The organism is Rhodococcus phenolicus, from assembly GCF_001646785.1.
Lineage (GTDB): Bacteria > Actinomycetota > Actinomycetes > Mycobacteriales > Mycobacteriaceae > Rhodococcus > Rhodococcus phenolicus.
This window is the reverse complement of record NZ_LRRH01000021.1, coordinates 1-23,121: the sequence shown is the minus strand read 5'-3', so window position 1 is coordinate 23,121 and position 23,121 is coordinate 1. Positions and strand designations below refer to the sequence as shown.

Sequence of the window (23,121 nt, the reverse complement as noted above, 5' to 3'; positions counted from 1 at the left end):
AGGACTGTCATGATTTGCACAGGTAGTCGACAACGGGACGCCTGGTCTGCCCGCAGACTTCCCGCCGTCGAGCAGATCGCTCCCGACGTGTGGGCTGTTCCGGTGCCCGCCGGCAGCCTCCCGATCCGATACACACTCTGCTACCTGATTGCGGATGACGACGGTTGCGTCCTTATCGACCCCGGCCTGAACACCGACGAGGCGTGGACCACGCTCGTGCGCGGAGCCGCCGAGTGCGGATTCGACCTCGCTGACGTGACCCGTGTCCTGATCACACACATGCACCCGGATCATTTCGGCCTCACACCGCGACTGCTCGAGCACGCGCCGCAGTCGAGGGTGTGGCTCCATATCGCGGACGCGGACACCGTGCGGCCCGACCGGTCTGCGTTCAACGAGGCACGAACGGCCGTATGGCGGAGTCTCATGGCGACGACAGGGTGCCCGGACCCTGTCCGCATCGGCGAGCGCGCGCTCCGATCGCCGCGGCTGGCACCAGACCTGCTGCACCGCGTGGACTTTGTGGCCGACGGTGATCGAATCGAGGTCGCGGACCGCACCCTCACGGCGTGGTGGACCCCCGGTCACACCCCAGGCCACCTCTGCTTCGCGGACGAGCGTGCCCGCGTGCTGTTCAGCGGTGACCACCTGCTGCCGACGATCTCGCCGAACATCAGCCAGCTGTACCACCTCGAGGACGACGTGCTGGCGCTCTACCTCTCGTCGCTCGACCGCGTCGCGCTGTGCGATGAGTGGGAAGTGTTGCCCGCCCATCAATTCCGATTCCGAGGGGCGCGGGAGCGGGTGCGGGACTTGCAGGAACACCACACCGACCGGCTCGACGAGATCGCGACGGTGTTGCGAGTGCGCGGACCGATCTCCTGCTACGACGTGGCACTCGCGCTGAGCTGGCACCGGCCGATCGGTGAGCAGGACTTCCGCGCGACCAACCTCGCGGTGAAAGAGACCCTGGCGCACCTTGTACATCTGCGAAGGCAAGGACGCGCAGTACTCGACGCCGGCGAACGCTGGCGCCCGAACTCAACGAAAGAGAGTGGAGCAAATGACCGTAGCTTCGTGTGAAGGCCGGGTGGTCATCGTCACCGGCGCAGGGCAGGGACTCGGTGCCGCGTATGCGGAACGGCTCGCCGCCGCGGGCGCGAAGGTGGTGGTCAACGACCTCGGTGTGACTCTTGACGGTAGGCCTGACCCTGATGCGCCCGCCGCATCCGTAGTCGACCGCATCACCAGCGCGGGAGGCGAGGCGATCTTCAGTGGGCACGACATCTCGAACTGGAACCAGGCCGAGGACCTGATCCGGCTAGCGGTGGACACCTGGGGACGGTTAGACGTCCTCGTCAACAACGCTGGGGTCCTGCGCGACCGGACCATCGCGAAAATGACGGAGGCCGAGTTCGACGCGGTGATCAACGTCCATCTGAAAGGTACGTTCAGTACGCTCCATCACGCCGCAGTGCACTGGCGGGAACGCGCCGACGCCGGCGAGAAGGTGGATGCGCGGGTCATCAACACGACATCGGTGTCGGGGCTCTTCGGCAACGTCGGGCAGGCCAACTACTCGGCAGCCAAGGCGGGTATCGCCGCGATGACGATCGTCGCCTCACTCGAACTTGCCCGCTTCGGCGTGACCGCCAACTGCATCAGCCCAGGAGCCGCGACCAGGATGGTCGCCTCGATCCCCGGCCGGGATCCGGCCACCGTGAACGACGAGATGTCACCCCGCTGGCCCGCAGCGGTGGTGGAGTGGCTCGCTTCGCCACGCAGCGCCGACGTCACCGGGCGGGTCTTCCTCTCCTCCGGGCGAAAAGTGGCCGTCGCCGAGGGCTGGTCGCACGGTCCCAGCGCCCCGCCTGCGGATGACATCGACACGCTCGACAAGACGCTCCACGAGTTGCTCGAGATCGCTCGCCCGAACGCAGACATGCGCGGGCCCAAGTGATGTTGCTCTACGACAACGTCGGGGCCGGTTCCGAACCGTGGAGTGCCGACTGGACGACGGACGACACGCTGCTCTACAACCTCGCGGTCGGCTCCGGCCCGCAGGACCTGCACCTCGTCACCGAGAACTCGCAGGGCATTGAACTGCAGGCACTCCCGACCTTCGCGGCGGTGCTGGGCGGCTCGCTGCGGCCGGTCAAACACCTTGTCGGCGAGTTCCCCTCGCACTGCATTGTTTTCGCGGGGCAGCGGGTGGAGTTGCACGCGACGCTGCCGGCAGAGGGACGGATCGACGTCACCACGAGCATCGTGTCGATGACCGATCGTAGTACGGGCGTGGTACTCGAGACGGCAGCCATGGCTCGCAATCATGCCGACGGGACGCCGCTGTTCACGTCACACTCGTCCTACTTCCTGCGGGGTCTCGGCTCGAAGCCGATGTCGAGCGGCGAACGTCCGGCCCTAGTCGAGCAGATGTGGGGCGCGAGCGTGACGGCGTCCACCCGCGACGACCAGGCGTTGCTCTACCGGCTGTGCGGTGATCGCAATCCGTTGCACAGCGATCCGACATTCGCCGCCCGTGCCGGTTTCGGCCGGCCGATCCTCCACGGGCTCTGCACCTGGGCGACCGTTGCGCGCACGGTGATCGGCAGGGTACTCGGCTCCGACGTCGGTGCGGTGGCCGAGATCGACGGACAGTTCCGCAACCCGGTGTTTCCCGGTGAGTCCATCGAGATCGACGTGGCACAGGTGGATGAGTGCGAGTTGGTCTACCGAGCACGCGTGGGCGAACGTGTCGTCGTCGACGGCGGCCGGATACGCACGACCAGGGGGGTGACTCTGTGACCACGGAGCCCATGCCGGTGCCGGAGCCGACGCCGCTCACCGCGCCGTACTGGGACGCGGCGCGACGGGGAGAACTGCACCTGCAGCGATGCGCGCGCTGCGACGAGGCGATCGGATACCCACGGCTGAACTGTCCGAGCTGCGGGGGCAGGGAACTCGGGTGGTTCCGGGCACAGGGCACGGGGCGCATCTGGAGCTACGTGGTCGTCGAACGGACCGAGCCAGCGTTCGCCGCCGCCGCGCCGTACGTTGTCGCCGTTATCGAGTTGGACGAGGGCCCGCGGTTGCTCTCCGTGATTCGAGGAGTGGAGGCCCGACACGACATGTCTCTCATGGACCGGCGGGTACGGGTGGAGTTCGAACCACGCGGGAACCAGCAGATCCCGGTCTTCACGGTTCAGGAGGAGCACGCATGACCACCGGTTGCCACATCATCGGTGCCGCGGAAACCGAACGGCTCGGCCGCATTCCGGACCAGTCCGTGCTGGAGCTGAACGTCGAGGCTGGCCTGAGGGCACTCTCCGACGCGGGCGTGGGGATCGGGGACATCGACGGTGTCGCGGGGGCCTACTCACCCCACCAGGTGGCACACGCCCTCGGCGTGCAGCCCCGATGGGTCGACACGACCAATGTCGGCGGGTGCTCATTCATGGCCCACGTCCGCCACGCCTCGGCCGCGCTGAGGGCCGGGCACGCGAACGCGGTGCTCATCACCCACGGTGAATCGAACCGATCTCGGGTCGGTGTACCCCCCCGGCCCCGCGATCCTGCCGCCCTGGTTGGGCAGTTCGAGGAACCGTACGGGGCACGCGCCCCGTACACGAAATTCACCCTGCCCGCGCTTCGCTATATGCACGACCACGGTCTGACCGAGTCCGACCTTGCGGCGGTTGTCGTCGCGCAGCGGGAGTGGTCGCACCAGAACGCGCGGGCGGGACGCCGCGACCGAGTCACGATCGACGAGGTGCTCGCGGCGCCGGTCCTGGCGTGGCCGTTCCGGGTCCCGCAGGTCTGCATGGTGACGGACGGCGGTGGAGCCCTCGTGCTGGTCCGGGCGGAGGACGTCGGTCCTGCCCAGAAGGGCAGGGCGGTCGAGGTCCTCGGCACCGGCGAGGGCACGGATTCGCTGATGGTCGCGTATATGCCGGACGCCGGCGTCTCGCGTGCGGCTCGGCAGGCCGCAGGCGACGCCTTTGCCGAGGCGGGGCTGCAGCACTCCGACATCGACCACGTGATGAACTACGACGCCTTCGCGCACTTGCCGTGGATCGGACTAGAAAGCATGGGCTTCTTCGAACCCGGCGCAGCGGCACGGTTCATCGCCGACGGCGGCACGAGCCCGGGTGGTGCGCTCCCGCTCAACACCAACGGAGGCGGCCTCGCCTACACACATACCGGCATGTACGGGATGTTCGCGTTGACGGAGTCCGTGCGCCAGATCCGGGGCGAGGCGGACGCCGACGCGGGGGTGGTTGGTACCAGCCTCGCCCTCGGGTTCGGTGGAATGTTCACCGCTGCTGCCGTCACCATTCTCGGCCGTCCCCGTTGACTGGACATATGGATATAGTGAAGGAGAAATTATGCGCAGCTTCTATTCGTACGCCGAGACCACGCCCGATCGAGCGGCGGTCGTAGACCCCGACGGCACAACCACTTCGTTCGGCGACCTCGCGGCCCGGGTGAATCAGCTGACTCACCTCATTGTCGCCCGTGACCTCGATCCCGGCGCGTCGGTCTGCGTGCTGCTGCCCAACGGCGCGGCTCTGTTGGCGGTACAGCGCGCTGTTCTTCAGCAGCCGTTGTACCTGACGACGATCAACTGGCACTTCGCCGCCCCGGAAGTGGCTCACATCCTCCAGGACAGCGATGCGCGGATCGTATTCACCACTGCGGAGTACGCCAGACTCGTCCGGGAGGCGTGCCTGCTGGCCGGCCTCCCGACCGATCGCATCGTCGAGCTCGACCGGACCGGAGGCAACGCAGAAGTCGAGGCGCACCCGCTGACCCGACCGGAGTCTTCCGCTGGCGGAAGCAGGATGCTCTACACCTCAGGAACCACCGGCAAGCCGAAGGGGGTTCGTCGCCCGCTGCCTGCAGGCGGGCCGGACGCGGTCGCCGCGGCGGCCGTCGAGCGGGCCGAGAAGTATGACGTGAACCACGAGGGTGGGGTGTATCTCTCGGTCGCTCCCATGTATCACGCCGCCCCGCTGTCGTACGCCGACCAGGCACTGGAGGTCGGCCACACGGTCGTCATCCTGCCTCGCTGGTCTGCTGTGACCGCGCTCGACGCCATCGAGCAGTACCAGGTGACCTGGGCATACCTCGTCCCACTCATGATGCAGGACATGTTGGAGGTCAGGGATTCCCACCGAGTCGACGTATCCAGTCTCCGGACCGTCATCCACACGGCGGCGCCGTGCCCGCCGTCGGTGAAGCGGGCGATGATCGATTGGCTCGGTCCCGTCCTCAACGAGGTGTACGGAGGCACCGAGGGGTCGGCCACGCTCATCACCTCCAAGGAGTGGCTGGCCCGACCAGGATCCGTCGGACGTGCGCGGGCCGGGGTCCGGATCACCATCCGGGGGGAGAACGGTGAAGGGTTGCCACCCGGCGAGATCGGGGCGATCTACTTCGAGAACGCCAAGACGCCGTTCGAATATCACAACGCGCCCGAGAAGACGAAATCGTCACGCATCGCGAACGAGATCACGCTGGGCGACATCGGATATCTCGACGACGACGGGTACCTCTACCTCTGCGACCGCACCGCAGACACCATCATCTCGGGTGGTGTGAACGTCTATCCCGCCGAGATCGAACACGCATTGGTCGAGTTGCCCACCATCCGGGAGGCCTGCGTGGTGGGCCGGCCCGATCCGCGATGGGGCGAGTCGGTCCACGCCGTTGTCGTGACCGCGGAGCCAGTCGAGGATCACGACTCGCTGCGCGCGGAGGTGGAGACGGCACTGCGGACGAAGATCGCGGGCTACAAGGTTCCCCGCACGTTCGAGTTCGTCGACGAGCTCCCGCATTCGGAGGTGGGCAAGCTGCTCCGCCGGGTGGTGCGTGAGCGGGTCGTCGCGGAGTCCGGTTTCGCGAACGGCGGCGCACTGGCGAGCGCGCTTGGTGTCGACGGTTCGAACTGAGAAGTGCTGAAGCACAGTCGGTTCCGACTTTGGCGGGTGTTGAGAGTGGACCCACTCTCGACACCCGCCAATGTCATGTGCATTGTTCATGTGCATCGTAATGTCAGGTCCATCGACTGCCCGCGGGCATGCGTAAACTCCCGCCGGCGTTCTGCCGACGGGAGCACGTTCGGGGCGGTGTCGCGGGTGCGCGGCTAGGAGTCCCGGGCGATCAACGCCTGCAGGTTCGTGTAGGCGTCCAGGGCGTACGTGCCGCCCGTCCGTCCGATACCGCTGTGCTTGTTGCCGCCGAAGGGTGCCAGTGGATGCCGGGCCGTGGTGTTGATGCCGACCTGTGCGGCGTCGAGTCGGGATGCGACGGCTTCGGCAGCCTCGAGATCGGCGCTGAAGACGTAGTCGTACAGTGCGAATTCGAGGCTGTTGGCGATCTCGACGGCCTCCTTGTCGCTGCGGACGGTGCTGAGCGCCATGATTGGTCCGAATGCCTCGATGCGCATGACGTCGTCGTGCGCATCGGCTCCGGCCACAAGCGTCGGCGCGGTCCAGAATCCCTTGTCGGGGAGATCAGTGAACTGATGCACCCGCCGTCCCGCGGCCGCGGCGGACCCGACGAGCCGCTCGATGTGGTCACGCTGTGTCGCGGAGATGACTGGCCCAACCGACGTGTTCGGGTCGCGCAGGTCTCCGCTCCGCAGCGTGGTGAGCACGGTCGCCAGTCGATCCTCCAGACGGTCCGCCACCGACTCGTGGGCCAGGATCCGTGACGGCGTCAGACACACCTGGCCGGACTGCAGAGTCCAGGTCCGGGTGACGTTGGCGACTACCTGGTCTAGGTCGGCGTCTGCCCGCACGATGACGGCGCCCTTGCCCCCGAGCTCCAGCAGAAGGCGTTTGACCTGAGGCGCAGCGTTGGCGAAGATCGCGCGACCGACATGGGTGCTGCCCGTGAAACTGATCGCGCCCACCCGGGGATCGGCGACCAGTGCCTCGCCCGTGGCCGGAGTCGATCCGGTGAGCGTTCCGACGACACCGGGGTCCAGGCCCAGCTCGCCGGCGGCCAGGGTGGCGATACGACCCAGCTCCATCACCAGCAGCGGGTCCTGGGGCGCGGGCTTCATGACCACCGCGTTCCCGGAGAACAGTGCGGCGCTCACCTTCGCAGACATCGCGAGGAGCGGGAAGTTGTACGGGCTGATACAGCCGACGATCCCGACCGGGCGACGGTACAGGCGGGCAGAAACACCTGCGGCGTCGGCCGGCGCTGCGGGCGTGAGGGCCTCAGCCGGGGTGCGCGCCCACTGGCGGAACCGCGCCACCGCGCCGTCGACGTGCAGCGTGCGGGCAACGTCGATGCGAGCGCCGGTGTCGCGAATCGCCAACTCCGTCAGCGACTCCCGATCGGTCTCGAGGTGGTCGGCGATCCTATCCAGAAACTTGCGCCGAACGTCGAGGTCGGTGGCCGCAAAGCTGCGGCGCGCACGATCCGCGGCATCGATCGCTCGTTCGGTGTCTGCAAGGCTGCATTCGGGTACGGAGGCGATCTCCGCACCCGTCGCGGGGTCGTAGACACCGTAGGTCGCGGTAGATGTGATCGCGTCGCCGTCGATCCAGGTCGTGTACATCAACTCATCCTTCGTCTCGGACGGTGCTTCGTCAGTGGCCACGGAAGTCGAGATACCCGCGGGCAAGCTCGCCCCTGCCGAGTGCCGTGATCAGGTCGTTCACATTTTGTGGGGGAACGAGAGCGGAGACGACAGGTGACAGGTCGAGTTCTCCCCGCTCGATCGAGGCGGCCAGCTGGGGGATGAAGTGCTGCGGCGACACCGAGCCCATCCGGCATCCGTGGAGCGACTTGTCGTTGAAAAAGTCGCGGATCTCGAGACCCACATCGGTGCCGTGAGCGGGCAGGCCCACGATGACGCATCTGCCGCCCCAGCCGAGTGAGTGGAAGGCCTCCCGCAGCACCGGTGCCGCCCCCGTGCACTCGAGCACGACGTCAAATCCCTCCGCGGGTGCGATCGACGCGATGGCGCCGGCCGTCGTGGGTGTGTGGAACTCGTCCGCTCCGCAGCGGAAGGCCAGTTCACGTTTGCTCTCGTGCACGTCGTATGCGGTGATGTGGCGCGCCCCGTAGTGCCGAGCGGCGATGATCGAGTTCAGGCCCACGCCCCCGACACCCGTGACGAGGACGCTGTCACCTTCGCCGATGCGCGCCTGCTGCTTGGCCGCGCCGAACGCGGTGACCGTGGCGCACCCGAGCATCGCGCCGACGAGCGCGTCGAGGGACTCGGGCAACTCGATGAGTTGCGACACCCCGACCACCGTGCGGGACGCGAATGCCCCGAGTCTGACGAACTGGTGCACGGGGCGGCCATGCCTTGTGAACGGCGACGGTGCGGGTGCGGCACTCGCCCGGCACCAGTGTTCGCGTCCGCTGGAACAGAACTCGCACGTTCCGCATGACGGGAGGACGGTGAGCGTCACGCGTTTGCCCAGCCAGGCTGGGTTTACGCCCTCCCCGAGACCAGCGACGCGACCGATGGCTTCATGGCCCAGCACGACCGGCGTCAGTTGCGGGATGTCGCCCGCCACCGGCTTGAGATCGCTGTGACACAAGCCAGCGATGTCGATGTCTACGGAGACCCGACCGGGGCCAGGTTCGCCCACCTCTAGATCCTCCACGTACTGGACCTCATCGCCGGTCCACAGTATGCCCTTCACGGCTCACCAGATTTCACTCAAAGACATTTGCTTTCCTTCATTGGAAGTTAGCACATCACACTATTCGTACTATGTGGTTGACATCACAAACTAACCACCCATAGCATTCAGCTGGATCTAATCAGATTCCACTGAATGAAAGGTATGTGATGTACGTGCCGAATCGTCGAGCCGCAGCGCTCGCCGCCGCCTCCGCCTTGTTTGCAGCTGGTCTCGCTGCGTGCAGCAGTCCGACAACGTCGGCGAACGGTGGTGGCTCCGCTGGCGCCGCGTGCCCGGATGCGTCGACCACCGGCGAGATCGTCATCTCGGCCGGATCCAACCTAGGGGTGTTCTCGTCGGTACTCCTCGCCGAGGCGACCGGGGCGTTCGACAAGGCCGGGCTCAACGTGACGCTCGAGAAGATTCCATCCGCCGAAGCGATCCCGCTCGTGGCACAGGGGCGAATTGACGCCCAGATGACAAGCTACTCCGCCGCGCACTTCAACGCCGTGGACAGCGGTGTCGACGTGCAGTGGATGATGCCGTTCGATACACAGCAGGAGTACGAACCCGGCACGCCGCTGCCGGGCTACTGGGCGCACGTGGACTACGTCGGCACCGGACCGGAACCGGATCTCAAGGGCCTTGCCGGGCAGAGCGTCGGATCCCCGACATCCGGAACTGGGATCGGCGGTCTGATCCTCGACAACGCGCTCGCCAGCGTCGATCTGGACATCGGCGATGTCACGCTGAAGCAGCTGGTCGGTGCTGACGCGCTGGTCGCGCTGGAGAACAAGGCCGTCGCCGCCACCTGGATTGCGTCTCCGCTCGAGGTGGAGGCCGCCAAGAACAACAACCTGCGCCCCATTGCGAGCTACGCACCCGGCGTCACCGGAACGTCGCTCATCGCCGGCCCGAAGTTCCTGGATCGACCGGAGACGGTCGTGAAGTTTCTCCAGGTGGTGAGCCGCACCATCGAGGAAAACCTGCAGGGTGACTACCGTCAGGATCCTGAGGTGCGTGCCCAACTCGCAGCCCTGCTCGAGACGGACGAGTCGGTCGTCGAGCAGTCCCCGCTCCTCTACTTCGATCCGACACTGTCGATGGACGGAGTCGACGAGTTCCTCACCGAGTTGCAGGACTTCTCGCTCGAGAATGGTGGACTCGAGTACGGCGAGCCTCAGGACGTGACGACCCTCTTCGACCCGAGCTTCGTCGAAGCTGCGAACACCTGCTCACGCGACTGGATGACCGGGTCGAGCTGACGAACTGCTCCGCAGGGCACGGCGGTCCGCACCCCAGAAGGAGCGTGCGGGCCGCCTGGCATAGGTATCCCCGAGGGGGTGCGTCGGATTTCCAATCCGTGAAAGCCGTTGACTGCCAGGCTGTTTGAAAACAATGCTCGTGTCGTGATCTCGTCACGAGGAAGGAAGGACCCCATGGTGCGCGACTTGAACCACGTACAGGCGGCGGTGGCACGTCGATGAACCGACTCGAGGAGGTCGTCATCGTCGATGCGGTGCGCTCGCCGATGGCGAAGGGCAAGCCTGGCGGCGAGCTGTCCTCACTGCATCCCACAGAACTACTCGGGCAGGTGCTGTGCGAGCTGATTCGCCGCAGCGATCTCGACCCTGCGCTGGTCGACGACGTGTTGACCGGATGTGTCACCCAGGCGGGTGAGCAGGGTGGCACGGTCGGGCGGGTGGCGTGGCTGGCCGCGGGCCTTCCGCTGCACGTTCCCTCCGCGACGATCGAGCGCAAGTGCGGCTCGGGTCAGCAAGCTGTCGTCTTTGCCGCGCAGGCAATTGCGTCCGGCCAGGCGGACATCGTCATCGCCTCGGGCGTCGAGTCCATGAGTCGCGTGCCGATGGGCGCGGCGAAGCTCGGACAGGACGGCTACGGCCCGGCGATGCGCGCGCGGTTCCCGCACCTGACGAGCCAGGGTGTGGCGGCGGACCGGGTCGCCGCCGCTTTCGGGCTCGGGCGCGAGGACCTCGATGCCTACTCGGCGGAATCGCACCGGCGCGCCCAGTCCACGGTGGACGGTGGCGGATTCGACAACGAGATCGTCCCCGTCACCGTGGCCGACGGTGCGAGGGTGAACACCGACTCGACGATCCGCCCGACCACCTCGGTCGAAGGCCTGGCGAAGCTCGCGCCTGCCTTCGCGGGGGGCGAGGTGGCGACCACCTTCCCCGACCTTCAGGGGGTCACCACGGCGGGCAGTTCCTCCCAGGTCACTGACGGCGCAGCGGCAGTGCTGCTGATGTCGGCTTCGCGAGCGAACTCCCTCGGGCTGGCCCCGCGGGCTCGGCTGGCGTCGAGCACCGCATGTGGTGACGATCCCGAGATGATGCTCACCGCGCCGATCCCAGCCACCCGCAAGGTGCTCGCCCGGGCCAACCTCACCCTCGACGACATTGACATTTTCGAAGTCAACGAGGCATTCGCATCGGTGCCGATGGCATGGATGACAGCCCTCGGCGTCGACCATGGTCGGGTCAATCCGCGCGGCGGGGCCATCTCGCTCGGACATCCACTCGGAGCGTCCGGCGTCCGACTCCTCACGACTTTGATCAACGCACTCGACCAGTCTGGCGCACGCTACGGACTACAGACGATGTGCGAGGCGGGCGGAATGGCCAACGCCTACATCGTCGAGTCACTCACTCACTAAGGAAGTCAAACATGAAGCTGGACAATGCATCCGTCGTCGTCACCGGCGGGGCCTCTGGTCTCGGCCGCGCCAGCGCCGAGCGCCTCGCCGCGCGGGGCGCCGAGGTGGTCATCGTCGACCTGCCGACGAGCGCGGGCAGCGACGTTGCCGAGGCTATCGGTCCGAACGTCCGATTCGCGCCCGCCGACGTGTCGAACGCGGACCAGGTCGAGGCAGCGGTCGCTGCCGCGGCCGATCGTGCGCCGCTGCGTGGCGTGGTCCACTGTGCAGGTCGGGGAGGGACCGTGCGCCTGGTCGATCGGGAGGGCCAGCCGGGCTCACTGGAGACGTTCGCGGCCGTGGTGAACACCAACCTGTTCGGCACCTTCAACGTGCTCCGCTTCGCCGCGGCCGCGATGGCCGGGAACGACGAGGTGGACGGCGAACGGGGCGCGATCGTGCTGACCGCGTCGGTTGCCGCGTACGAGGGCCAGATCGGTCAGATTCCCTACGCCGCCTCGAAGGCGGGCGTCGTGGGCATGACGATCGTGGCTGCTCGGGACCTCTCCAGCAAGCTGATCCGGGTGTGCACGATCGCGCCCGGCGTCTTCGACACCCCTATTCTCGGACGAATGGGCGAAGACGCGCGGGCACGCCTCTACGGCGCCGTTCCGCATCCTCGCCGACTCGGGAACGCCGGCGAGTTCGCACAACTGGCCGAGAACATCCTGGACAACCCGATGCTGAACGGTGAGACGATCCGCCTCGACGGCGGTCTGCGCATGGGCCCGAAGTGACCGGGCGTCCGGCATAGCCCCGCGAGTCCGCACCCACCCCCGCAGTCCTGTAGGAGGACGACCGTGCGCTCCTTTGAGCACTACGCCCTGAACGACCCCGGACGGGTCGCGCTCGTCGCCGACGGTCGCACGACCATGACCTTCGGAGAAGTTGCGGCGTCGACGAACCGGATCGTGAACTTCTTGGCAGAGCAGCCCTGCCTCGGCGAGGGGAGCAGTGTGGCGGTGCTGATGCCGGACGGTCCTGAACAGATCGTCGCCCAGCGCGCGGTTCTCCAGCGGCCGCTCTATCTGACTCCATTGAACCGTCATCTCACACGCAGCGAGATCGCTTACGTCATAGCGGATTCGGATGCGAGAATCCTGCTGACGACCGCTGAGTTCATGGACCTCGCCGCCGCCGGTGTTGCAGATGCTGGGACCGACTGCGTCGTCATCGACGTCGGCGATCTTACTGGCGACGGTGCGAACGGTTGGTTCCACGACGAGTCGACCGAGGTGACGGCAACGACGGCGGCGGGCTCGCGAATGTTCTACACCTCGGGGACTACGGGACGCCCCAAGGGGGTACGCCGCGCCCTCCGTGGTGTCACCCCGCAGGAGGCCGCTCAGCTCGCGGTCGCACGCGGCGACACGTACGGCGTCGACGTCGAGAATGGCGTGTTCCTCAGTACCGCACCCATGTATCACACCGCTGGCTCGGTGTTCGTCGACCAGGCGTTGGCTCTCGGGCACGCCGTGGTCGTCGCACCGAAATGGGACCCGCGCATCTGCCTCGACCTGATCGGTCGGCACGCCGTCACCTGGACCTACCTCGTCCCGATGATGATGTCGGATCTGTTGGCCCTCGATGTCGCGGACCGCAGCCGGTACGACACCCGGTCGCTCCGCCGCATCGTGCACACCGCGGCGCCGTGCCCGCCCGTGGTGAAGCGGGGGATCATCGAGTGGCTCGGACCCGTGGTCACCGAGATCTATGGCGGCACAGAGGGGACCGCGACGTTCATCACCAGCGAGGAGTGGCTTGAGCATCCTGGAAGTGTCGGGCGGGCTGGCCAGGCGACAGAGCTGTCCGTCCGGGACGAGCACGGAAATCCTCTCTCAGCGGGAGAAGTGGGACTGATCTACTTCCGCTCGACCTTGCCCACATTCCTATCACGGCGACGCGGACAAGACGGAAAGGTCCCGGTTGAACGGGACGATCACGCTGGGGGACCTCGGATACCTGGACGAGGCTGGCTACCTGTACGTGACCGGGCGCGACGCCGACCTGACCATCTCGGGCGGGGTGAACATCTATCCCGCCGAAGTCGAGCACGCACTACTCGAAGTTCCAGGAGTGATCGACGCGTGTGTAGTGGGGCGCAAGGACGAACGGTGGGGCGAGAGTGTCCATGCCGTTGTAGTGGGTTCCGACCCCGTTGACGTTGAAGTCCTGGAAGTTGCCCTGCGCGAGCGCCTTGCGGGCTACAAGGTCCCGCGGTCCTGGGAAGTGCGGGACGCAGTGCCGCGGTCCGAGGCGGGCAAGTTGCTGCGCCGAGTTGTGCGGGCGGAGGTGAACGGAGATCGGTAGCGGGCTAACGTTCTCGGTATGGAGCTATCCCAGCTGAGGTACTTCCTGGCTGTGTGCGACAGCGGCAGCGCACTCGGTGCGTCCGCCCGGCTCGGCGTGCGACAGTCGAGTGTCTCCACTGCGATCCGTGCACTCGAACGCGATCTGAACGCAACCCTGTTCCATCGTGTGGGCAGGGGGATGATTCCCACTCCGGCAGGTCACGCCCTGGCCGGTCCGGCACGCCGGATCATGCGCGAGTGCGACCAGTCGACCGAAGTGGCGGCCGGTCCGACCCGGCGGGTTGCCGGCGGACTTGAAGTCGCTGCGCTGTCTACCGCGGTCAGTGGTCCGTTCGCCACTCTTGTTGCGTCGTGGCTCGCCGACACCCCCGATGCCGTTCTGCATGTCCACGACCTCGCCCGGGAGGATGACGTCGTGGACGCCCTGTCCTCAGGGTCGGTCGAAATCGTCTGCACCCGACTACCGCTCGCTACGTCGCTCGAGAACGCCTACCGCGTGATCTCCCTCGGCAGGGGCGACCTGCACGTGGCCGTCCCCCCGACGTCGACCGCACCGCCCGACCGGGTCCTCAACTTCCAGGATCTCGCCGCCATGCCGATGGTCCTGGTCCCGCCTGGTCGCCGGTCCGAGTTTGAACGCACGACCGCCCGACGACCCCTCCCCGTCGCGGCAGTCGTGGAGCAGCGAGAAGCGCGCACGGCATTCATGCTGGCGGGAATCGGCAGCACACTGGTAGGCGGGAGCCTGGTTGGTGAGGTCCGGGAGCGGGGCGCCCACGTCCGGCGGCTGGAGCCTCGGTTCCGGCAGGAACTGGGTCTGGTGTTCGCCGCCGACCAGCTCAGCCCGGTCGCGAGGTCATTCGTTGATGCTGCCGTCGAGTACGTCAGCCGCCGCTCGTAATGCCTCGCCGGCGGGAGAAAGGATGCCCCGCCGCCAGATCAGCGCGGGGGTGCGCCACATCGGCGGATCAAGCGGACGCAGAATGGTGTTCGGGAGGATCCTCTCGGCACTGAACTTCCCGATCAAGGCGGATGCCGTCCCGGCGGTGACCAGTTCCCAGAGCAGCTGGCGATGCGCCGTCCGGATTCGGGTCGATACAGCAGCGTCGGCGAGAAGCGCACCAAGTTCCGTGGACCTGTCCGCATCTGTTGTCGGCACTCCGACGCCGTGTGAATGCACCTCGTCCCGCCGGACGGGCCCGATGTCGCCAATGTCCTTCCCTGCGAGCACGATCTCCTCCCGGGGAAGGGCGCGCACCCCCCATTTCGGGTCCTCGACGGGAAGGTCGACGACTCCGATTTCAGCCGCGTTGCGGGTGAGTCGCTCCATCACCTCGGGTCCAGTCCCGCCGTCGAGCACATGCACTTCCAGACCGGGGTACCTGTGGCGCAGCGCTGCGACAATCGGCGTCAGGGGATAGACCGACAGCGTGGACGCCGTCGCGACTACGACCCGTCCGACCGTGAGGTCGGAGACCTGACGGACGCGCTCGCGGGCCCTGTCCGCCTCTCCGAGCACCCGCCGGGCGACCCCTGCCAGCTCGAGTCCGGCGTCCGTCGGCTTCGCAAATCGCCCTGACCTGTCGAGCAAGTGCACACCGAGCTCCGATTCGAGCAGCCGAATCGTCTGGGACAGCGAGGGTTGGCTGACGTAGAGCGCTGCTGCGCCCCGGCTCACCCCCTGGTGGTCGACGACCGCGAGAAAGTACCGAAGCGCACGCAGATCCATGGAACGGATGCTAGACGTACATAGGCTCTGTCGATAGCTTCTCTCGGAACTACCTTCTTGTGCCGACCTCGCGGTGCGACGACAGTGAAAGTCACCAGCAAACGCATCCACGGAGGAGCCATGACAGAACGTCACGTCAGTGTCGAGACCAAGGGCAGCACCGGCATCGTCTATCTCGACCGTCCCGATCGCCGCAACTCGTACACCCCGGTGATGGCGAATCAACTACAACAGGCGCTCGTCGAACTTGACAGCGACCAAGCGGTGTCCGTGATCGTCGTGACCGGTCGCGGGGAACACTTCGGCGTCGGTGCGGACCTCGGCCTGGACTGGCGCGACGTCGACGCGCACGCCGTAGAATCACTGACCCGACCGGACCAGGCACCGTGGCGGCTGCAGACGCCGATCATCGCGGCGATCAACGGCGACGCAATCGGAGTGAGCCTGACATGGGCGATGCAGGCCGACATTCGGGTCGTGGCATCCACGGCGCGGTTGGCCTTCTCGTTCAACCGGGTCGGCATCATCCCCGATCGCGGATCGATGTGGCTGTTGCCGCGCCTTGCCGGCTTCGGCGTCGCGATGGACCTGCTGCTGACCGGCCGCACCATCGACGGCCGGGAGTTCACGACGCTGGGCCTCGCCACACACTGCGTTGCCAGCGAGGACGTCCTCGTGACCGCGATCGACCTCGCCGCCGACATGGCCGAGCGGTGCGCGCCGGCGTCGATGACCGTCACCAAGCAGCTGATGTACGAGTTCCTCGAGACCACCGACCGGTTGCACGCCTACAACCGGGAGCGTCGGACCCTCAACTGGGTGCGCACGCTTGGCGAGACGTTGCGGGGGATCGCGGCATTCAAGGAGAAGCGAGCGCCGGAGTGGCAGACCACGAAGCACACGACCATCCCGGCGGAACTGCGATGAGTGCTCCCGCCACGTCGGAGGACCGGACCGCGACCGCAGTACCCGACCTCACCCCGCTGCTGCGCCCAGAGTCGATCGCGGTGCTCGGCGGAACGTCGAAGCCGACCGGACTCGGCAGCCGCACCCTCGCCCACCTGCGTGCGGCTGAGTATCCCGGCACTGTCGTCGTGCCCGCCCGCGGCGAGCCGCTGGACCGGGACGTCGACGTCGCAGTCATCGCGGTCCCCGCGGCCGCGGTGCACGACGTGCTCGACTCGGTCGACGGTCGGACCAAGTTCGCGGTGATCTTCAGTTCGGGGTTCGAGGAGGTCGGCGGCGAGGCGCTGCGTACCTCGCGCGGAACGGTCCTGATCGGACCGAACACGGTTGGGCTCTACCACGCCCAGTCCCGTGCAACGCTTACCTTCGCACAGGCCTTCGACTCGCTAGTCGACTGCCGGCACGGCAGCGGGGCGTTCCTTGTGTCGCAGAGCGGCGCATTTGGAGCCCGAGTGGTCAGTGCCGCAGCCCGTTTCGGGCTTCATCTCGACGGTTTCATCGGTTCGGGCAACGAGGCTCACCTCGACGCCTGCACACTCGCGCGTGGAGCTCTCGCGGTGGCTCAGCCGAAGGTCCTTATGCTCTACCTGGAGGGGCTGCGCGACGCAGTCACGCTGGAGGCGCTCCTGGCCGACGCGCGAAACGCCGGTGTGCCCGTTGTGTGTCTTCTCGGCGGCCTCTCCGATGCTGGGGCAAACGCCGCCGCGTCACACACCGCCGCGGTCAGTGCCGACGCGGCGGTGGTCGACGAACTGTTCCGCGCTTACGGTGCGACCCTGGTCAGGTCCGACCGCGACCTCATCCTGTCGGCGCTCGCGTACTCCGTGTTGGGGACGGCACGGGGACGCCGCGTCGGAATCGTGACGGGATCGGGTGGCGCGGGCGTGGTGGCGTCGGACCTGCTGAGCACGGCGGGCGTGACGCTTCCTGCGCTGTCCGCGCCCACCCGGTCCGCGCTGGCCGCGCTGCTGCCCGCGATCGCGACGACGGGAAACCCGGTCGATGTCACCGCTCAGACCGTCGGTGACGACGTTCTGCTCGGAAAGGTATGTGATGAGCTCCGCAACAGCGGTGAGGTGGATGCGATTCTCGTTGTGGGCAGGGAGGACCAGGCCCGCTCGATCGGTGCGGTCGCCGGAGCTGCGGTACCCACCGTCCTTGCCTGCCTCGATCGCGAGCCTGCGAATGTGCGCCCGCTGATCGAGGCAGGTGAGATGGTGCTGCCGGATCTGGACTCCGCCTGCAAGGCGGTGGCCGCGGTGACGCGGTTCGCTGGGCCGCGGAACTCGGCAGTACCGCGAAGGGAACCGACTCCCGGGCCGTGGCAGCGCCTCGACGGCACGCCCTCGGCCGCGGAAAGCCTCTCGCTCGTCGAGGACGCAGGCGTGGAGACGGCGGACTGGCAGCTGGCACGCAGCGTCGGGCAGGTCGCGGAGATCGGTGAGACGCTCGGTTGGCCGGTGGTGCTCAAGGCGGACAGTGCCGCCGAGGTGCACAAGGCTCGCGCCGGCGGGGTGAAGCTCGACGTTGACCGGGCGCGCGCAGGCACGGCGGCGGAGGAGCTTTTCGCCTCGGGAGCGGGTGGCGTCATCGTCGCGAAGCAGCTGCGGAGCTCGATGGAGCTGTTCGTCGGAGTCCGCCGTGACCCGCAATGGGGTCTGGTCGTTTCAGCGGGGCTCGGCGGCGCGAACATCGAACTCCTCAACCGCACGGTCGCCCTTCCCGCCTTCCTCGGGGAGGAGCATCTGGCGGCGCGGCTCGAGGAGGAGATCTTCTTGCGAGTACCGGGACGGTACTCCGACACCGGTCCAGCTCTGGCGCGAGCCGCCACCCGCCTGGTTCGACTGGCCGCGGCCACCGGAGCCGCCCTGGTCGAATGCAACCCGCTGGGATGGGTCGACAGTCGACTCGTCGCTCTCGACGCACGGGTCGTGCTGTGAGCGCCGCGGACGAGCTGCGTGCGACGCTGGCTCGGATCCTCCCTCCATCGTGGACCGCGTTGGTCGCCGGGGACGACCGCGAAGGGTTGGATGAGATGATCGCCGCGACCGACCCCGCCGAGGTGTCCGAGCTCGTGCGCATGGTCGCCCGGGACGGATGGTTGGTGCCAGAGTGGCCCTGCGAGCTGGGAGGCCGCGCCCTCGGCGCCGACGAAACCGTGGACGTGCGAAGAGAACTCGCGAGGTGGCGGGTTGGCACTGTTGAAAGTGCCATCGGCACCGGCTGGGTGGGTCCGGCGATCCTGAAGTACGCGAGCAGTGACGTCGCGGAGGAGTTGCTTCCCCCGATCGCCCGAAACGAGGCACTCTGGTGTCAGCTATTCTCCGAGCCGGACGCTGGCTCCGACCTCGCCGCGGTACGAACCCGCGCCACCCGCGACGGTGACGTCTGGACGGTGACGGGTCGCAAGATATGGACGAGCCGTGCGGACAGGGCGGGATGGGGGCTGGCGGTCGCACGCACCGACGCGAGCGTTCCCAAGCATGCCGGCCTGACCTGCTTCCTGGTGGACATGAGGTCCGCCGGCGTGAGTTTTCGACCGATTCGTCAGATGACCGGGGATGCAGAGTTCTTCGAGGTGAACCTCGGCGATGTTCGGATCCCGGATCGCTATCGACTCGGTGAGGCCGGGCAGGGCTGGGAAGTGGTGCGCGCCGTGCTGGCGCTCGAACGGGTAGCCGGATCCGGCGCCGGCGCTGCGACACCCGGGTCAATGGTCGGCCGACCGATCGAGGAACTGGTCAGCAACTACCTGCCCACCGCGTCGGAGCTGGAAGCGGACAGGATCGCCCGGCTGTGGGTGGAGTCCCGCGCGATCGCCTTCAACAATCGGCGGCACGCGTTGCACCGGACGGAGAACCTGCCACCCGTCGCCAACGGCACGCCGTACAACAAGGTCATGCAGGCCGAGCACACCAAGCGCTTGCAGCGGGCGTTCCTGGACTTCGGTGAACTCGGTCTGCTCGCCCACGCACCGGACGCCCGGGGTGCCGCCTACGACGTCTGGGCCTACCTGCGGGTACAACCCAAGACGGTGGCCGGAGGAACCTCCGAGGTGCTGCGGGATCAGATCGCGGAGCGCGGGCTCGGGATGCCTCGCGGTACCGACCCGAGCCGGACTCAGTCCTGGCGTTCCTTCATCGACTCTTCAGGAGCAAGCGCATGAGGCTTCCATCGACAGAACAGCGTGACTTCGTTACCAGCGTCGAAGCGATCGCGGAGAAGCACGACCCGCTCAGCGCCCTGCGCGCGGGCGATCCCGGACCGCGGGTTCTCGACGAGATGCTGTGGCGTCGTCTTGTCGACGTCGGTGTCCTCGAGCCACTACAGGACGGCGACGTCCAGACCACCTGCCTGGTCGCGGAGGCGTTGGGGAGGTATGCGACTCCCGTGCCCTACCTGGCCCGCACCGTGTCCCGGTATGCGCTGTCCGTGCTCGAACAGACCGGGGTCAGCGAGGCCTACACGTTCGGGTTCCTCGGTGCCGACGGCGGGTTCACCGCGGCTCCGCTGGAGATGCGCGACGCGCGGGTCAGCGGAACGCTGCCATTCGTGCCCGACGCCGACGTGTCGTCGGAGGTGGTGGCGCTCGCCGTCGACGACGGGGAGACACGCGCCGTCGTGATGGACGTCGCCGACGCTGACGTGAATGCACTGGTCTGCCTCGACGGAACGCAGCCGATGAGTTCGGTCCAGTTCGACGCTGCACCGGCCCGAGTGCTCGCATCGCGGGATGCAGCACTGGCCGAGGGGCTCGAGCGGGTCCGGCACGTCGGGACCGCGATTCACTGTGCATCGCTGGTCGGTGCGATGTCGTGGCTGCTGGACACGACCGTCGACTATGCGGGCCAGCGGGTTCAGTTCGGTCAGCCGATCGCGTCGCGGCAGGCGGTCAAGCACGCCTGCGCCGACATGCTCGCCAGGACCGAGTCCAGCCGGGCGATGGTCCTCGAGCTGGCGGGTGTCCTGCAGGAGGGCTCGTCGAGTGCGGTGTCGACGGAGTTGCTCGTCTCGACGGTGAAGTCGTTCGTCTCGGAGGCGGCCGACGAGTGTGCGTCGCGCGCTTTTCAGCTGCACGGCGGCATCGGCTTCACCTGGGAACACGACCTTCATCACTACTTCAAGCGGTGCACGGTGGGGTCGACGCTGTTCGGCACACCGGCCGCTCACCGGACGGTAGTAGCCCGGTGCCTGCGCGGCGAGTTGACTCCGCTCAACTGAATTGACTTCAGCTTGACGGAATCCTGCTACGATACGCCTGGTATCGAGCTGGAAACTGAAGGTGGGGTGGGTCGTGGCAGAAGGCGCGATAGCCAGGACGCTTCGTGTCCTCGAAGTCGTCTGCGCGAAGGGTCCGCAGTCGTTGAAGGCGCTCAGTGACGATTTGGATCTCGCGCCGCCGACGCTGCTTCGAATCCTGCGGCTGATGGCAGAGGAAGGTTACGTCACCCAGCTGCCGGACCGGACCTGGCGTGGCACGATGCTCGTCTGGAGCCTGGGCTGCGCCGTCAACGCGACGGTGGGGGTGTCGACGCTGTCCCAGGAGCACACCGACACCTTGACGACGGAACTGGACGAGACGTCCGTGTACGCGGTGTACGAGCAGGGTGCGGTGACCTACGCCGCGCACTCCGAACCCGCCAAGCCGGTCCGGGCCAACGTGCGGCTCGGCCGGCGTCACGGACTGCTGTCGACCACCACCGGCCACGCCGTCCTCGCGTGGCTCGACGACGCGCGACTCGAGGCGGCGGTTGCCGAGCAGCCACAGTCCGCAGACCCGCTCGACTTCGATGAGGCATCCCGGCTGATGGCGCGGATCCGCGCCGACGGCTACGTCAGCGGGTCCGGCGTCAAGTGGCCGGACCTTTGGGCCGCCGCGGCTCCGGTGTTCGACGCCTCGGGCCAGGTCGTCGGCGCCCTCGGCGTGTCGATCCCGGCCGCCCGTGCGGACGAGGCCCAAGACCGGGCTATCGAGGCCGTCGTGCGCGAGGCGGACGCAATGACGCGGCGATTGGGTGGATCGGTGTCGCACAGGACCACGCTCGAAGCCTGACCACCAACCGAACTGGCCCCGATCTCTCACGGAGATCGGGGCCGGTTCGGTTTGGTCGGTTCGCGTGGAGCGTGTCAGCGGTCGACGAGGTTCAAGGTGCGGGCAACGATACCCTTCATCACCTCGGAGGTACCCCCATAGATCCGCGCGACCCGCGCGTCTGCGTACATGCGACAGATGTCCTGTTCCCACGTGTAGCCGTACCCGCCATGGAGTTGCAGGCAGGCGTCGACCACCGCGCCGTGGAGCTCCGTGCAGAAGAGTTTGACCTTCGCCGCCTCCGCCGGGTCGAGCCGTCCCCGTTCATGCCGGCCCATCGCGCGATCGACCAGGGCTTGACCGGCACTGACCCTGGTCGCGAGATCGGCGAGCACGAACTTCGTGTTCTGGAAGGTGCCGAGCGTGGTACCGAACACCTTGCGATCCCGCACATACTCGCAGGTGACGGCGAGCGCGGCGAGAGCCTGGGCCTGCGAGTTGACCGCGATGGACAGGCGCTCCTGCGCGAGATGCGACGACAAGTAGGTGAATGCACGGCCGGGCTCGCCCAGGATGTTGTCCGCTGGCACGACGACGTCGTCGAAGAACAGTTCGGTGGTGTCCTGCGCCTTGAGCCCGAGCTTCTCCAGCGGCGCACCGCGGGAGAAGCCGGGCGTCGAGGCTTCGACGACGGCCAGGGTGAGCCCGTGCCGACGGTTCTCCGCCGCCTCGGACCTGGCCACCACGATCACCAGGTCGGACTGCGCACCACCGGTGATGAACGTCTTCGAGCCGTTGAGTACCCAGTCCGAACCGCGACGATCGAGGCTCGTTCGGATACCGGCCAGATCAGAGCCGGCGCCAGGCTCGGTCATGGCGATCGAGGTCATCAGCTCACCGTTGGCCATGCCCGGCAGCCAGCGCTGCCGTTGATCGCTCGTGGCCAGGCTGAGCACATACGGTGTGACGACGTCGGTGTGGACCCGCAGCGAACCCATGGTGGAGCGTTCGTACGCGACCTGCTCGGTGACGACGCAGTTGAACAGGAACCCGTCCTGACCGCCGCCACCGAACTCCTCCGGAATCTGCAGGCCCACGATGCCCAGTTCGCCCGCGGCCCGGTAGACGTCCCGATCGATCATCCCGGCCTTCTCGAACTCGCCGATCCGAGGCGTCACCGTCTGCCGCAGGAAGGCGGCGACGCTCTCGGCGAAGTCGGAGTGTTCATCCTGGTAGACGTCGCGCTCCACGATGTCGACGCGCATCGCGCTCACCGCCGCCGCTGGCTGCCGCTCACGCCGAGGACCTGCGCGCCGAGCACGTTGCGCATCACCTCGGCAGTGCCGCCCCCGATCGCGAGACCACGACCGTCACGGAAGTAGCGTTCGACGGGCCACCGCCGCGAGTAGCCGCGTGCCCCGTGGATCTGGATCGCCTCGTTGGTCACCCGCTGGACCATCTCGCTGCTGTGCAGCTTGGCCATCAGCGTCGCGGTCTGATCGGGGAAGCCATCGGTCCCGGTGCGCGCCGCCCGCCACAACAGCACCCGGGCGACGTGGACGTCCATCGCCATGTCCGCGATCTTCCACTGCAGCCCCTGGAACGTCGCCAGCGGCCGTCCAAAGTAGTGCCCCATAGAGTGGTGTAACTCGGTGGCCGAGATCGTCTGCGATTCCGTGTTGTGCACGGGTGTAGAGCGGCCACCGTGTGAT

At 67.3% G+C, this 23,121-nt stretch carries 22 protein-coding genes; 17 read left to right on the top strand and 5 right to left on the bottom strand.

Annotation, left to right across the window (positions count from 1 at the left end; genetic code table 11):
- Positions 1–9 precede the first annotated feature (9 nt).
- Genes A8G15_RS07570 through A8G15_RS07545 form a run of 6 tightly spaced genes read left to right on the top strand, consistent with a single transcriptional unit; the run spans position 10 to position 5,951 of the window.
- The gene (locus A8G15_RS07570; protein WP_064256985.1) at positions 10–1,083 is read left to right on the top strand and encodes an MBL fold metallo-hydrolase; all 1,074 of its coding nucleotides are present in this window, start codon (positions 10–12) and stop codon (positions 1,081–1,083) included.
- Positions 1,064–1,960, top strand: coding sequence for an SDR family NAD(P)-dependent oxidoreductase (locus A8G15_RS07565; protein WP_064256984.1), 897 nt, complete (start codon positions 1,064–1,066; stop codon positions 1,958–1,960). The genes A8G15_RS07570 and A8G15_RS07565 overlap by 20 nt, the downstream gene beginning before the upstream one ends.
- Complete coding sequence (locus tag A8G15_RS07560) at positions 1,960–2,805, top strand: MaoC/PaaZ C-terminal domain-containing protein (RefSeq protein ID WP_064257017.1); 846 nt, start codon at positions 1,960–1,962, stop codon at positions 2,803–2,805. The genes A8G15_RS07565 and A8G15_RS07560 overlap by 1 nt, the downstream gene beginning before the upstream one ends.
- Positions 2,802–3,221 carry a Zn-ribbon domain-containing OB-fold protein gene (locus A8G15_RS07555; protein WP_082899724.1) on the top strand — a complete coding sequence of 140 codons (420 nt, stop codon included), beginning with the start codon at positions 2,802–2,804 and terminating at the stop codon, positions 3,219–3,221. The genes A8G15_RS07560 and A8G15_RS07555 overlap by 4 nt, the downstream gene beginning before the upstream one ends.
- Positions 3,218–4,354, top strand: a complete 1,137-nt coding sequence (locus A8G15_RS07550) for a thiolase C-terminal domain-containing protein (protein ID WP_064256983.1) — start codon at positions 3,218–3,220, stop codon at positions 4,352–4,354. Before A8G15_RS07555 ends, A8G15_RS07550 begins: the two co-directional genes overlap by 4 nt.
- 31 nt (positions 4,355–4,385) lie before the next feature.
- A complete protein-coding gene (locus A8G15_RS07545; protein ID WP_064256982.1) occupies positions 4,386–5,951 on the top strand; it encodes an AMP-binding protein in 1,566 nt (521 codons plus the stop codon).
- A gap of 194 nt (positions 5,952–6,145) precedes the next feature.
- Here A8G15_RS07545 and A8G15_RS07540 read toward each other — a convergent pair whose 3' ends face one another.
- Both A8G15_RS07540 and A8G15_RS07535 read right to left on the bottom strand, forming a co-directional pair.
- Positions 6,146–7,573 (bottom strand): aldehyde dehydrogenase family protein, encoded by a 1,428-nt coding sequence (locus A8G15_RS07540; protein ID WP_064257015.1) that lies wholly within the window; start codon positions 7,571–7,573, stop codon positions 6,146–6,148.
- A 31-nt stretch (positions 7,574–7,604) separates the two neighbouring features.
- The gene (locus A8G15_RS07535) at positions 7,605–8,618 is read right to left on the bottom strand and encodes a zinc-binding dehydrogenase (protein ID WP_169833867.1); all 1,014 of its coding nucleotides are present in this window, start codon (positions 8,616–8,618) and stop codon (positions 7,605–7,607) included.
- 209 nt (positions 8,619–8,827) lie between these two features.
- Between A8G15_RS07535 and A8G15_RS07530 the strand changes: the two genes are divergently transcribed.
- The 6 genes from A8G15_RS07530 to A8G15_RS07510 all read left to right on the top strand — a co-directional run bounded on the left by A8G15_RS07530 (position 8,828) and on the right by A8G15_RS07510 (position 14,583).
- Positions 8,828–9,919 (top strand): ABC transporter substrate-binding protein, encoded by a 1,092-nt coding sequence (locus A8G15_RS07530; RefSeq protein ID WP_169833866.1) that lies wholly within the window; start codon positions 8,828–8,830, stop codon positions 9,917–9,919.
- A 218-nt stretch (positions 9,920–10,137) separates the two neighbouring features.
- Positions 10,138–11,331 carry a thiolase family protein gene (locus A8G15_RS07525; protein WP_064256979.1) on the top strand — a complete coding sequence of 398 codons (1,194 nt, stop codon included), beginning with the start codon at positions 10,138–10,140 and terminating at the stop codon, positions 11,329–11,331.
- An 11-nt stretch (positions 11,332–11,342) separates the two neighbouring features.
- Complete coding sequence (locus A8G15_RS07520) at positions 11,343–12,107, top strand: SDR family NAD(P)-dependent oxidoreductase (RefSeq protein ID WP_064256978.1); 765 nt, start codon at positions 11,343–11,345, stop codon at positions 12,105–12,107.
- A gap of 63 nt (positions 12,108–12,170) precedes the next feature.
- On the top strand, positions 12,171–13,532 hold the full coding sequence (locus A8G15_RS07515; protein WP_082899721.1) for an AMP-binding protein: 1,362 nt from the start codon (positions 12,171–12,173) through the stop codon (positions 13,530–13,532).
- The gene (locus A8G15_RS32465; RefSeq protein WP_169833865.1) at positions 13,447–13,680 is read left to right on the top strand and encodes an AMP-binding enzyme; all 234 of its coding nucleotides are present in this window, start codon (positions 13,447–13,449) and stop codon (positions 13,678–13,680) included. The genes A8G15_RS07515 and A8G15_RS32465 overlap by 86 nt, the downstream gene beginning before the upstream one ends.
- 18 nt (positions 13,681–13,698) lie before the next feature.
- A complete protein-coding gene (locus tag A8G15_RS07510; protein WP_064256977.1) occupies positions 13,699–14,583 on the top strand; it encodes a LysR family transcriptional regulator in 885 nt (294 codons plus the stop codon).
- Here the strand turns inward: A8G15_RS07510 and A8G15_RS07505 are convergent.
- Complete coding sequence (locus tag A8G15_RS07505; protein WP_064256976.1) at positions 14,539–15,411, bottom strand: LysR family transcriptional regulator; 873 nt, start codon at positions 15,409–15,411, stop codon at positions 14,539–14,541. The two genes, A8G15_RS07510 and A8G15_RS07505, sit on opposite strands and share 45 nt — an antisense overlap.
- Before the next feature lie 120 nt (positions 15,412–15,531).
- Here A8G15_RS07505 and A8G15_RS07500 point away from each other — a divergent pair, with 120 nt between their 5' ends.
- The 5 genes from A8G15_RS07500 to A8G15_RS07480 all read left to right on the top strand — a co-directional run bounded on the left by A8G15_RS07500 (position 15,532) and on the right by A8G15_RS07480 (position 21,430).
- Entirely contained in the window at positions 15,532–16,338 is an 807-nt protein-coding gene (locus tag A8G15_RS07500) for an enoyl-CoA hydratase/isomerase family protein (protein ID WP_064257014.1), read from the top strand.
- Positions 16,335–18,317: an acetate--CoA ligase family protein gene (locus A8G15_RS07495; RefSeq protein ID WP_064256975.1), complete on the top strand. Its 1,983-nt coding sequence runs from the start codon at positions 16,335–16,337 to the stop codon at positions 18,315–18,317. Before A8G15_RS07500 ends, A8G15_RS07495 begins: the two co-directional genes overlap by 4 nt.
- Positions 18,314–19,543 (top strand): acyl-CoA dehydrogenase family protein, encoded by a 1,230-nt coding sequence (locus tag A8G15_RS07490; protein WP_064256974.1) that lies wholly within the window; start codon positions 18,314–18,316, stop codon positions 19,541–19,543. Before A8G15_RS07495 ends, A8G15_RS07490 begins: the two co-directional genes overlap by 4 nt.
- Positions 19,540–20,598 (top strand): acyl-CoA dehydrogenase family protein, encoded by a 1,059-nt coding sequence (locus tag A8G15_RS07485; RefSeq protein WP_064256973.1) that lies wholly within the window; start codon positions 19,540–19,542, stop codon positions 20,596–20,598. Before A8G15_RS07490 ends, A8G15_RS07485 begins: the two co-directional genes overlap by 4 nt.
- A gap of 61 nt (positions 20,599–20,659) precedes the next feature.
- Positions 20,660–21,430, top strand: coding sequence for an IclR family transcriptional regulator (locus A8G15_RS07480; RefSeq protein ID WP_064256972.1), 771 nt, complete (start codon positions 20,660–20,662; stop codon positions 21,428–21,430).
- A 74-nt stretch (positions 21,431–21,504) separates the two neighbouring features.
- Here A8G15_RS07480 and A8G15_RS07475 read toward each other — a convergent pair whose 3' ends face one another.
- Both A8G15_RS07475 and A8G15_RS07470 read right to left on the bottom strand, forming a co-directional pair.
- On the bottom strand, positions 21,505–22,659 hold the full coding sequence (locus A8G15_RS07475; RefSeq protein WP_064257013.1) for an acyl-CoA dehydrogenase family protein: 1,155 nt from the start codon (positions 22,657–22,659) through the stop codon (positions 21,505–21,507).
- A gap of 20 nt (positions 22,660–22,679) precedes the next feature.
- On the bottom strand, positions 22,680–23,121 hold a 442-nt coding region (locus A8G15_RS07470), incomplete at its 5' end, for an acyl-CoA dehydrogenase family protein (protein WP_281180604.1).